Origin of the sequence: Oceanobacillus jordanicus, from assembly GCF_022095695.1 — a bacterium.
GTDB classification, from domain to species: Bacteria; Bacillota; Bacilli; order Bacillales; family Amphibacillaceae; genus Oceanobacillus_B; species Oceanobacillus_B jordanicus.
Genome location: NZ_JAIFZM010000007.1, coordinates 66,914 through 79,683 on the forward strand (window position 1 = coordinate 66,914; position 12,770 = coordinate 79,683).

Sequence of the window (12,770 nt, forward strand, 5' to 3'; positions counted from 1 at the left end):
TAAAACAATAAAATAATATAAAAAGGGGGGAAGCATCACGTTGAATATGAAATTATTCTATATCATCCTGTCTATTGTCCTCGTGCTTCCTAATTCAACAACATTGCTTAGCAATATGAAAGGGGGAATAGGGATGATGGGATCAAATACTGCAGAAATTATTGTGGATGGGCATCAGGATGCACTGTATAAATCAATAGACTCTGAGACTTGGTTGCCGACAACAGATCTCGGGAAAAATACAGATTTTGAAGTTGATATTCCGAAGTTGCAAAAAGGAGGATTAAACGTCCCCTTTTTAGCTGCATATACACCAGGCTTTTATGGAAATGATGCGCGGAGCATAAGCCACACACTTGCGCAAATCTCCTCATTATATTGGACGGAAGAAAATAATGCCGAGCAGCTACAAATCGTTTCACATGCACCTGATATCCTTGCCACTGCAAATCGTGGCAAAATTGCAGCTGTCCCTACAATTGAAGGGGCTTATTCCTTGAATAAGGAAAATGCTCTAGAGCTAACTCGCCAATATCGTGATCTTGGCATAGCAGTAATGGGCTTTACGTGGAACTATTCGAATGCCCTTGGGGAAGGGGCCGATCAAATTTATGATGACCAGGAGAAAACGGCCTCATCAGGCGGTCTTACAGAACTTGGAGCGAAGGTAGTTAAAGAAATGAATAAGCTAGGGATGGCAGTGGATGTTTCCCATATGGCTGAGAGCACGTTTTGGGATGTCATGGAAACAACGAAGGCACCAGTTATTGCCACCCACTCTGGTGTTAAGGCATTAAAAGATCATCAGCGTAACCTAACAGATGAGCAACTCGTCGCATTAAAAGAAAATGGCGGTGTCATCGGGATTGTCTTTTATCCAGAATTTCTAACTGATTCGGGTGGAGCCACGATTTCTGATGTGGTAGATCACATTGATCATGCTGTTAAAATAATGGGAGTAGATCATGTTGCGATCGGCTCTGATTTTGATGGAGCTGAACTGCCTAGTGATATAAAGGACTCCAGTGAAATTGGAAAAATAAAAGAAGCACTGGCCGAACGAGGATACTCAGAGGAAGAGGTCAGCAAAATCATGGGCTTGAATACGTTGAGAGTGCTAAATGAGATCCAGGGAGCGGCAGATCGAGTGATCCGTGCCAAGGGGATTTCTATCATGCCTGAAGTAGAAATGGGAGAAAATCTTAATGAGCGAACACCTACCCTAACTGCGGAACTGAAGGTGGAGGAAGGAACAGAACTCGATCCGGAGAGCTTAAAAGTTATCGTAGACGGAATTCCAAACCCGGCAACGTATGATAAGAAATTAGCTACCATATCTTTTACACCTAAAGAACCATTGAAGGAAAAATTCCACGTTGTCACCTTCCTAGGTGCAGATAATGAAGGAAACGAGCAGAGGACGACGAGGATTTTTAGAGTGGAATAGGTATGTGAGGGAAGATAGAAGAACAAAGTAATTATTCATACTCCTAACGAGGTACTTATAGAAGATAACACGGAGTAGAAAATACAAAAACAGGTGCTAAACATACTAAACGAGACAGTATGTTAGCACCGTAATAGTAACCAAAGGCGGTGCCTGGATATTTAAATCCGGGCGTATTGTTTTAATGCAGTTAAACAAAAGAGTGTTTACCCCGGTGCAACCTCCCGTAAGACTCCCACTTCAAAACATGAAGTGAAACCGTTAGTTTTTAGTGGGAGTAAACGGACGCTAACACCCCGATTCGTTCAACTAACAATCAGTGGGGGAAGAACGAATCCCCCGCTGATTGAAGTTTCACTTTACACTATCTTCCTTTTAGATAAGCCAAGAATACCTGCGACTAAACAAGAAATACAGATTCCAAGTAGAAAGGTATAAGGGTTAAAGTATAGATAGTTTAGATGGATGCTTTTCCACCAAGTTAACCAATTATCAAGTGGATAGTAAAGCGCTTCTTTTATCGTTAAGACAAATTCCATTTGGGAAACAACTGAAAACCAAGTGACGGCTATCGTAATGGCAATGATAAGTAAACTAAACCAAGCTTTTTTCTTTGAGAGAATTTCAATAATCTTCATCGAAAAAACTATACAGAAAGAGATAAATAGTAGGAAGGAGATAAGGATATTTGGTATAAACGGGTTGCCATTTCCAGAACTGACCTCTGGGGATGGCGTCATCAAATCATAGATGAGATAAAAATTAAGTACATTTATTACCAAAGAGATAAGGAGCATACGATTGTTAATGTCTTTTTTTATGACGAACCATTTTGTTAATTTAACCATGATAAAAATGCCCATTGCAAGAGGTCCATATAAAATAATGAATATTAACATATCAGGTAATCCACTTAGTAAACCTTCCAATACATTCACCCCTTTATTAGTAGCTAACTAAATTACATCCAGTAGTTATATAAATTCTGCACAAAACAGCAAAATCCTGCTTGAAAGGATGCTCCTCAAGTATAAATGTATAACTTATCAATAAGGAAATCCCTATATATTTTTACTTAGGATCATTATTCTTAACAAAACCTCGTGCTTTCTCACACTATCTACATCTACACCAGAACTCCTTCATATTAATATATGCGTGCTAAAATCACCCAAGAAATGAAAATGGTACTAATCATTAACGCAGAAATAATATTTATGGCTTCTAGTGCGGATAGATGAATAACGTCACATTGAATAAGTATATTAAGGAGAGATGAGTAAAACAAGAATGCAAAGAATGAGAAAAACATCTTCCAAATAACCATTGAATATTTTCCCTATTTTTAAGGCAAGGGGAAGAGAAGGATTATAAGTACAACATATATGTAAAGTTCATTTGACGTTAAGGGTGTTTTACATTTTGTGTAGGTCTTAGTTTAATCCTCACAAAAGTTGGGAATTTGAAACCAATGAAGGAAGTTTTCCGTATGATACGTTAGAAATATTAATTTCATGGAAGGAGGAATATAGATGACGAATCGTATGATTGAAAGAATATTAGGTTCTGTTGGTGTTGTTATGGATTTTCTGTTCGCTATACTAGGCGCTATTCTCATAGTGGTAGTCAATCTAGGTATTGGCTGGTTCGGAGATTCCATTAATAGTGTGGAATGGGGTTTTGTCTCTAACATACTTTATATCGTAAATAATTTATTTTGGCTTCCAGTGCTAAGCTGTGTTGTTAGTTTTATTTTAGGACTTATTGCTGTAATGAAGGTGAAGCGTAACGCCAAGCTTGCCGGCGGATTATTTATCGCTTCCGCAGCCATTAGTAGTTGGCTCTTATTCACCGGAGTGGCGTTTCAGTCAATCTTATATTTGATTGCTGGAATTATGTGTTTTATCCGTAAAAATGAAGATGAGGCTGGCGTAAGAGTCTAAAGAAAAATCCGCACCTTAATGGCGCGGATTTTTTCATACTTAATTTCCTGATAGGAGAAGACCAAGCTGTGCAAGCAATGGGCGTTACACTAGTTATTTTTTCTTTTCAACACAACAAGTTGCTCTCCCTTGCTCAGGTTTATTTTCTTACGCAAGGTCACGAGCTGGATCGTTTTGTTTTCTTTCTGAACAAAGAGAGGAGTAGACTCCTCCGGTATAGTGTCCTTGTCCAGCTTACAATTTTCTTTTATTAAAATTGGCTTTATTTCATACGTTGTATTTATTTTTCGATTTAGTTCAGTGAAAATAGCATTCTCTTCGAATAGTAGGTGTGCTTTATGGGATGTATTTATTTCTTTTTTACCCAAGCTACTTCCTGCTGGTAAGGAGAAGGTATTGTTAAAGCCAAATTCTGGTGCGAATGTTTGGCTGACGAGTGCGTTATAGGCCATGTCTCCAGTCATCGCTAGTATCGTTTCATATGGTGTAAGGTCCACGTCGTATTGCGTATGCTCTGATAAAAGCTGGCCATGATAGATCGGGATGTCCTTATCGATAGCTGCCTGTAATCTTCCTCTAGAGGAATCACTAATTAGAACAGGGATACCAAGTTCTTATATATATTTGGCAAAAGCTATGGAAAAGCTACTCGCTCCCACGATAAGAACGCCGGGTGGTGCATCATTAGCCAGGCCAAGTGCTTTCGCCATAGGGCGTAAAGTGAAGCCATGGGCACAAACCGTGATGAAAACCAGGGCAAAAGTTAGTGTTGTTAGTAAGGCTGCACCTTCATGCCCGTCCTCAAGCAGAATCGCGGCAAAATATCCGGAAACGGTCAGTGCGACCACCCCTCTGGGAGCGACCCAACCAATTAGGGTTTTCTCCTGTTTCGTTAACTCTGTTCCAATGGTGGAGAGCCAGATAGATAATGGACGAACGATAAAGAGCATAACGAGTACGAACCCGATAATTGGCCAAGTAAAGATCTCCGCAATCGTTTCCCGAGAAAGAGATGCTGTTAGTAAAATGAAGATCGTGGAGGTTAAAAGCACCGAAATGTTCTCCACAAAATGATTCACATTGCCAATTGACGAAAGATACCGCTTCGTGCGGGCAAGCGTGAGTCCCATAACCGTTACAGCGAGCATTCCTGTTTCATGCATAATGACCTCAGCCACGGTAAAGCAAAGTAACACAAAGGCTAAAATGATTGGTGATTTAAGATATTCAGGAAAAACCCCTTTGCTTACCATAAAACTTACCAATAAGCCAATGCCTAGTCCTAATAAAATGGCGATAAAGGCGCTGAAGAAGAATGTAAGCATATAATCTGCATGCAAGCCTTCTGTGTTGATGACTTTAATTACTTCATAAGCAAATAGAGCAAGTAATGGGCCGAATGGGTCGACAATAATGCCTTCCCATTTAAAAACAGCAGCAATCCGCGGGCTTAGCTTAGCATTCCGTAACAGTGGAATAATCACAGTCGGACCTGTAACAACAAATAACCCACCAATGATAAAGGAAATTTCCAAGCTGAGACCTGCTATGTAATGCGCTGCGAGTGCGCCGAAGATCCAGGCAATAATGGCACCTATTGTAACAATACGAAATACAGATTTGGAAACACCCTTTATTTCTCTAATATCAAGCGTTGAGCTCCCCTCAAATAGGACAATGGCAACGGCAAGCGAGATAAGTGGGCTATATAGTTCACCTAATGCCTCCTGGGGATTAAATAACCCAAAGACAGGACCGAGCAATAAGCCGGCTATCGACATAATTACAATCGATGGCCATTGTATCCGCCAAGCGAGCCATTGTGAAAAAATACCAACGACAAGGATAACGACCATACTGATTAACACAACATTTTCCATGCGAGCACCTTCTAATCATTATATAATGGTATTCATTTTACCAAGTTTGCCAAAGTTTGTCGCTATTTAGAGGTTTAGCGGGGAGGAGCTAGTCTGGGTGACGCATGAATTGCCTGGAGTGGCGCAACCTCAACTCCGAGCGACGCAATACCCACTGGAAGAGATGCAAAACCAGGTCGAAGCGACGCGAGACAGCCAGAAGAGACGGGTGCAAGTGACACAACAATTAGGTGAAACGGCAAAGTGTGGGAGAATAACAGGATTAGTTATCCCCACCACATAGCCAAAACAATAAAAGACCAGCTATACGTCAATAATCCAAGGATGCCAAATATAGCAAAATACGCTTCCATTCTATCCTTTTCAATTCTCTGTTTTTTAAACTGGATGTAGGTGAAAACAAAGCTACTTAAATATAGAAGTAGACTTATTATCGAGGTGCCGGTTAAATAGTATATCGGATATGATTTAAAGAGATAGTCATTCAAGAAATAAGCTATACTTTGTGCACAAAAACCTGTGATGATTGCTACACCAAACATTCCCAAAACACTTGCATCTGCCTTCGTCATAGAACCCGCTCCTTTTCCACTACCTTATTATTTGATATTAGCATAATTTCCCATAAGATTTTCTAGATAGCACTTGGGTAAAAAATGCAATCTGGGACTAATTTTTAATAGGCATGAGCTTTTCCACTAATCTGAAGATGATATTTCCGGGTTACCTTTAAAGGTAGTTTATTCTGAATACGATACTTAAAAACATATACAAACTACATCAATTTTTATATTTAGTTAAAACTATAGGGAAAGAATAAGGAGGGATTAAGGATGGCAAAAGGAAAAACAAAAACGAAAAACAAGAGCAAGGAAGAAATTAATGATATGAAAAACGACAATAAATACAAGCGAAATCGACCTCCAGGTAATTAAGAGTAAAACGGAAAAGCCCTAAATACCAGTAGAGTGAAAAAAACCCCCAGCAGTTAAAAACTACTGGGGGTAAAAATCTAGTAGAGGTTATACAGATGTCGCACCTTGCGCGCCATCAATTCTGTAATAGGAACCACTAATAAAGGAAGCTCTATCAGAGGATAAAAAGACCATTAAGTCTGCAATCTCTTCAGCTGTTGCATATCGATTCATTGGAACAGATGCTTCAAATTGTTTTCTAGCTTCATCGGTGTTGTCACCCATTGCATTGGTTTCGATAGATTTCATCATTGCTGTATCGACACCAGATGGAGCTACAGCATTAACGCGAACACCATATTCTGCCATTTCTAATGCAGCAGTTTTATTCAAACCGATGACTGCATGTTTAGAAGCAGCATAGGCTCCCATGCCAGGTGCTCCTAGTAGGCCACCATTTGATGCAGTATTTACAACAGCACCAGCTTTTTGCTCTTTCATTATGTCCAGCACATATTTCAAGCCAAAGAAGGCACCCATCACATTTACACCAAATACAGCATTAAAGTTATCTGCTGTTTGTTCTGTAAGATTTCCAAAAGCTCCATTAATCCCGGCATTATTGATAAATACATCAATTTGGCCAAAATGTGCTTTTGTTTTTTCTACATAATTTTTTACGTCTTCTTCTTTTGATACGTTTGCTTCAAGTAGAAGGACGTTAGAGTCTTCAAGAGAGCTTGCAGCTTCTTCTAGTGCTTCTTTCTTCAAGTCCACAAGGGCAAGTTTTGCTCCTTCTTTTTGAAAAGCTTTTGCAGCTGCGATTCCAATTCCACCGGCAGCGCCTGTAATAAGTACGACTTTATCTTTAAACTGCATAATTTCCCACTCCTATCACATTTGTTACATGACAAAGGCGGATTTGTCTCTGTTGATGTAACGGATACATAAATTTTTGATCTCATATAAAGCTTACGCCTCTATGGTGAAGTTAATCAAGAAATCTGTTTATCCCGCTCCTTAACTGGCAGTAAAACCTACTTTAAGAATGCGAGAGGTAATCAGGCTAGTGGGGACCAACTGCAGTAATGGTCCGACTCGTTCAACTAACAAGCAGTGGGTGAAAAACGATAATCCCCACTGATTGAAGTTTCACTTTATTTAAAAAGGTTTGCCATGTATTGTTTTTTCGTTTTATAATCTTCCGTCTGTGTTATTTGTTTCTGTAGCATGCCGATTTCTTCTTTAAGTTGATTAATTTCCATTTGCTGTTCTTTTATTGTAATAAAATGCTCTTCGTAAGCATCCTGTTTCTCTACTAATTTCTGCAACATATGCTCATGTGCTGCCACATGCGATATGGTTGTCCCGATATTACGCATAAATGCAGTAATATTAGCAGTATCGTGGCTGATTTTTTGTTCCCATTCTATATAAACTTCGGTCTGTGGATTGTCTACACGCATTGGAAAACTTCTCCCTGCAAGCTGTTTTGTGATGGTTGTCGTTCCCATATTTTGATATTTACACTTTTTTATAAAACGCATCACGTCAATTGCTTCAGTTAGGAAGTAGATTGTATTATCTTGTTGGGTTTTTGGAATATACATCGAGAACTCCTTCATCCAATGTTCCCCTGTTTGCTGTGGGATTCCAACGATATGACAAAGTCCTTGAAAGCTTAGTAATTCCATTCTTTTCACCATCTTTCGCTGATTTATCCCGGTGCAACCGTCTGTAAGACTCCCACTTCAAAACATAAGGTGAAACCGTTAGTTTTTAGTGGGAGTAAACGGACGCTAACACCCCGATTCGTTCAACTAACAATCAGTGGGTGAAGAAAGGCCCCCACTGATTGCAGTTTCACTTTATCTCGCCTTTACTGGCAGTACGCCACCATGCAAGAATGCGAGAGGGGATCAACTGCTAGTAAAGGTTCGATTCGTTTAACTAACATTTGGTGGGGAGTCAGGGAGGAGACTCCGACCAAATGAAGTTTCACTTAATGCGTGTGGTCTTACTATAGGCAAAATAGTAGGAACGTGAATGGCATAAATGTGGAAAAAGTATGGGATTTTCCCAATTCATTATAGGTGGATGATGAAGTTAGAAGAAGCGATGTATGGAGGGAGTTCAAAACAAATTTTCACATATAGAAAAACCTCCGCATATGTAGCGGAGGTTTCTCGTTTTAGCCTGTTATCCTTTATGGTAAACACGTTCGCCACCAATATAGGTTTCCAAGACCGTAATATCTTTTATCGCCATCTTATCAACGGCAGTTGGATCTTGATCTAGTATCGCAAAGTCGGCAAGTTTCCCTGCTTCCAGGCTACCTGAATTTGCTTCATCTGCATTAAGCTTCGCTCCATCAATTGTCATGGTTTGTAAAGCTTTTTCCACACTAATACACTGATTTTCTCCGAGGATTTCTCCGTCCATTGTTTGGCGGTTTACGGCAGCCCAAATGGAAAACAGTGGGGAGATAGGTGTAATCGGGCAATCCGAATGCAAGGTGTACAAAATATCTCGTTCTGAAACATCGGCAAGTGGATTGATCCGAGCTGTTCGCTCTGGCCCGAGAAAATATTTTTTATGGCGATCTGCCCAGTAATAAACATGATTAATAAAGAATGATCCGGCCACATCTAGTTCCTTCATTCTGTCCAAATCAGTGGGTAAAGCTGTTTGCAAATGCTCAATTCGATGTAGATGATGGGCACGTGGATTTTTATTTAATACAAACGAATAGGCATCCAATATGGATTCAATTGCCTTGTCTCCATTGCCGTGTATTGTCAGTCGGAAACCACGGTTGTGTAGGTCAAGTAGTTCTTTTTCGAAATCTTCTTGGTCACGCAATAACTCCCCGTATTCCTCTGGTTTCGTGTAATACGGCTCACGTAAAGCAGCGGTGAATCCTTGAATAGACCCGTCTTGGAACAGCTTCGCACTATCTAATACCGCGCGCCCTTCCGTTGCAGCTTGGATTTCTTTATTGAGTGTTTCTGCATCTTTGTCCTTAAACACGCCACTTAGTAAATGATGTAAGACCATCAAACGCATACGCAATGGATGCTTGGCTTCTTTAACTGCTTTAAGATGTGCCTCATATTCAGCCAACCCAAGGTCAAGTCCAACGCCGGCATCTGAACAGGTCGTTATTCCTTCTGCTAAATAATCTTTCGCTCCTTCACCAAGCAGGTCAGCCATATCAGAAATAGATGGGGTAGGGATTGCCGCCTGGACTGGCTCCAAGGCAGGCAACTCATAGAGTACGCCATCTAACTTTCCATCTTCGTCTTTTCCAAAGTGTCCACCCTTGGGATTCTTTGTCTCATCTGTCAGGCCTGCTAATTCTAAAGCCTTTGAGTTAGCTACAGCAAAGTGAACCGATGTGTGCCGGATAAAAATTGGTACTTCTGTGGAAACTTGATCTAATTCTTTGCGAGTAGGATGTCGGTTTTCCTTAAGTAACGTGTTATCATACCCCCAGCCAAGCACCCATTCATCGTTATTCACTTTTTCCAGCTGAGCTCTTAACTTTTCTAATATGTCGCTAATGCTTTGATTCAATGGGGAGCTGCAATTAGCTTGTTCTCGAAATTGTGAATACATAAGCAGGTGACTGTGCGTGTCTACGAAGCCCGGCACAACTGTTTTTCCCTTTAAATCGATAACTTGACTTGAGTCAATAGTTGCTAGAGACGCTTCTGGCGGCTCAGCAGTTTCCCAAACCTGATCTACTCGTCCATCTTTTACAGCGAGTGAACCAGCTCGTGAAAAATTTTCATCCATTGTGAGGATTGTTGCATTTTTAATTACTAAATCAATCGTCATAATTGTGTTCTCCTTTATCCCGCCTAAACTGGCAGTAAATCCTCCACTTCAAGAATGTGGAAAGCAATTCAGTATTATAAGTGGAGGATCAATTGCCAGTAAAGGTCCGATTTGTGCAACTAACATCTGGTGGGGAGGTAAGGAACCCCAGACAAAGTTTCACTTTATGTTGTGGATTCCTTTGTTGTTTCTGTTGTGGCTGTTGCTGAATCTAGATCCTCCCAATAAACAGCGCGGACTTGTTCTGTTTTGTCATGGCTAGTAAGTAGGCTAACGATGACTAATGTTAGAATGGAGACAGCAAAGCCGAATATGGTATGGTCGATGGCCAGATTAAGATAGGGCCAGCTTAATGTTGCAATTAAAGCTAGAATCATACTCCAAATCATTCCATGCTTCGTCACTTTCTTCCAGAACATGACGGCAAGAAATGGGAATACAAGGACGGTCGCGGAGAGTCTTAACGCCCATTGATAGGCCGTTTCAATATTTGTGACAAAATATGCTACTACCATACCGAGTATTGAAATGATCACAACGGAAAGCCTTGCCGAAAACATCAGTTGTTTATTCGTGGCATTTGGTTTAATCAGCCGCTGGAATAAATCTCTTGTTAGGTTAGAACTTCCTTGTAAAATAAAGGATGTGGCTCCAGTCATTAAGGCAGCCATTAATCCAATGAAAACAATTCCACCAACTGCAGGAGGTAATAGTTCCGCCGTTACATAGGAAAAGATCAGGTCTGCATCCATGTCGGTTGGCACGTATTGACGCGCAATGACGCCGATGGAATAAGGGAGAATTGAGATTGCCCCTGCAATAACAAACCCTGTAATACCAGCACTTTTTGCAACTTTCTCACTTTTCGAAGCGAAAATTCGTTGCCAGGTGGATTGCCAAACGAGATAAAACGGACCTACAGATAGAGCGTAGAGTAATACACTACCCAAGCCTTCTGAGCCTAATGGTGAAATATAATCGATTGGTGTGTTAGCAAGGATTTCTTGAAAACCACCGGCATATATAACACTGGATACAGCAAGGACAATGATCCCAATGATTACAATGACAGATTGCAGCGCATCTGTAATAATCGTCGCTGGTAAGCCGCCCAAAATGGTAAAGCAAACGATTAAGACAAAGGAAATCGCAATCCCTGTATTTAGCTCCACTCCAAGCGTAATATTAAAAATCGTGGACATCCCAACCATTTGCAGGGCAAGTGTTGGAACGGAATAAATAAATGCTGAAAGAATAGATGGGATAATGCCTGATTTACCGCCGAAACGCTCGCCAAATAAATCAGCCAATGTATAGAGGCGTTGCCGTCTTAATGGACCGGCAAAAGCAACAATAAGTAGCAAGCAGAATAAAATTCCTGGAAGTGCAAATTTGAAGAATCCGGAAAGTCCTACGGTAAAGCCCATGCCCACCCAACCAATAAAAACAGCTGCGCCACACCATGTGCTTATAATGGTTCCGACTATTGGCCAAAATCCGGTGTTCCAGCCGCCGATTAGATAGTCATCATAAGTTTTCACCTTAAAGAAATAGTAAACCCCCATAGAAAACATTAAAATAAAATAGATTACAATATAGCTTAAATACCAAGTCATGTAAGTTAATCCCCTCAAAAATTTTATCGGTTTCTTTCTGTCAAGACTTGCTCAAGTGTCACCACCTCTCTTTATAAGTCTGTGTTTTATTAAACCAAACACAGACTGAATATTCAAGAATTGTCATTTGGTGTCGAATAAATAGGTGGAACATTTTTCTCAGCCATAGCGTTTTTCAGAATAAATGCTATATTTATTCTCCTAACCCTTATATAATGAAATAGAGAACGGTTACATAGGGGGAGTGGTAAGATGTTAGTCGGAGCAATTGAAGCAGGGGGCACCAAATTCATTTGCGGAGTTGGTACTGAACAGGGAGAAATACTAGAACAGATAAGTATCCCAACAAGAGGACCTGAGGAAACTTTGAAGGACGTCGTGGACTTTTTTAAAGGGAAAGAAATTGAACGACTGGGAATTGGTTCATTTGGGCCTATTCAAGTGAATAAGACTCAGCCTGATTATGGATCACTTTTAGAAACGCCGAAAACGATCTGGAAGCACTACCCATTATTAAAGCATCTTGAAGGGCATTTTCCGGCTGGTATGCCAATCGTGGTAGATACAGATGTGAACGCAGCAGTGCTTGGAGAAATTAAATGGGGCGCCGCAAAAGGAAAAGATTCCTGTGTTTATTTTACTGTAGGGACAGGCATTGGTGCTGGAGTGTTTCTCAATGGGAAGCTCTTGCATGGCTTAATGCATCCAGAAGCTGGACACATGTTTATAAAGCGCCATGAAATGGATGATTTTTCAGGTTGCTGCCCGTACCACAAAGATTGTCTCGAGGGACTTGCCTCAGGCACTGCTTTAAAGACGAGATGGGGCGTTGATGGAACAGAATTGACTGACGATCGTGCATGGGAGCTGGAAGGCTATTACTTAGCGCAGGCAGCTGTAAATGCTATTGTTACATACTCTCCGGAAAAAATTATATTTGGCGGGGGAGTGTCACAGCGCCCAGGGTTGATAGAGCAGATTCAAAAGCAAACACTGGAGCTTTTAAATGGATATATCAAAAAAAATCAAATCACCGACAATATCGAGGACTATATTTCCTTGCCTGGTCTTGGTTCCCAAGCTGGTTTAAAAGGGTCCTTGGCATTAGTGTTGGATTGATTTTTAGAAGA

At 40.6% G+C, this 12,770-nt stretch carries 9 protein-coding genes and 1 pseudogene; 3 read left to right on the plus strand and 7 right to left on the minus strand.

Annotation, left to right across the window (positions count from 1 at the left end; genetic code table 11):
• The first annotated feature begins 46 nt into the window (after positions 1-46).
• A complete protein-coding gene (locus K3T81_RS09810; protein WP_238019907.1) occupies positions 47-1,447 on the plus strand; it encodes a dipeptidase in 1,401 nt (466 codons plus the stop codon).
• Positions 1,448-1,806: 359 nt separating this feature from the next.
• Here K3T81_RS09810 and K3T81_RS09815 read toward each other — a convergent pair whose 3' ends face one another.
• On the minus strand, positions 1,807-2,376 hold the full coding sequence (locus K3T81_RS09815) for a hypothetical protein (protein WP_238019701.1): 570 nt from the start codon (positions 2,374-2,376) through the stop codon (positions 1,807-1,809).
• Between the two features lie 603 nt (positions 2,377-2,979).
• Here K3T81_RS09815 and K3T81_RS09820 point away from each other — a divergent pair.
• Positions 2,980-3,390, plus strand: coding sequence for a DUF4064 domain-containing protein (locus K3T81_RS09820; protein WP_106897589.1), 411 nt, complete (start codon positions 2,980-2,982; stop codon positions 3,388-3,390).
• Positions 3,391-3,479: 89 nt separating this feature from the next.
• On the opposite strand, the pseudogene K3T81_RS09825 reads toward K3T81_RS09820, so the two are convergent.
• From K3T81_RS09825 to K3T81_RS09850, 6 genes and pseudogenes are all read right to left on the minus strand, one after another.
• Positions 3,480-5,270 (minus strand): annotated as a pseudogene (locus K3T81_RS09825) (cation:proton antiporter).
• Positions 5,271-5,536: 266 nt separating this feature from the next.
• Entirely contained in the window at positions 5,537-5,842 is a 306-nt protein-coding gene (locus K3T81_RS09830; protein WP_238019703.1) for a hypothetical protein, read from the minus strand.
• A gap of 450 nt (positions 5,843-6,292) precedes the next feature.
• Positions 6,293-7,063 carry an SDR family NAD(P)-dependent oxidoreductase gene (locus tag K3T81_RS09835; protein WP_161464632.1) on the minus strand — a complete coding sequence of 257 codons (771 nt, stop codon included), beginning with the start codon at positions 7,061-7,063 and terminating at the stop codon, positions 6,293-6,295.
• Between the two features lie 278 nt (positions 7,064-7,341).
• Positions 7,342-7,878, minus strand: coding sequence for a MerR family transcriptional regulator (locus tag K3T81_RS09840; RefSeq protein ID WP_238019704.1), 537 nt, complete (start codon positions 7,876-7,878; stop codon positions 7,342-7,344).
• A gap of 505 nt (positions 7,879-8,383) precedes the next feature.
• The gene (locus tag K3T81_RS09845; RefSeq protein WP_238019705.1) at positions 8,384-10,024 is read right to left on the minus strand and encodes an amidohydrolase; all 1,641 of its coding nucleotides are present in this window, start codon (positions 10,022-10,024) and stop codon (positions 8,384-8,386) included.
• A gap of 164 nt (positions 10,025-10,188) precedes the next feature.
• Positions 10,189-11,640, minus strand: a complete 1,452-nt coding sequence (locus K3T81_RS09850; RefSeq protein ID WP_238019706.1) for a sodium:solute symporter family protein — start codon at positions 11,638-11,640, stop codon at positions 10,189-10,191.
• Between the two features lie 252 nt (positions 11,641-11,892).
• Between K3T81_RS09850 and K3T81_RS09855 the strand changes: the two genes are divergently transcribed.
• Positions 11,893-12,759 (plus strand): ROK family protein, encoded by an 867-nt coding sequence (locus tag K3T81_RS09855; RefSeq protein ID WP_238019707.1) that lies wholly within the window; start codon positions 11,893-11,895, stop codon positions 12,757-12,759.
• The last annotated feature ends 11 nt before the right edge of the window (positions 12,760-12,770 follow it).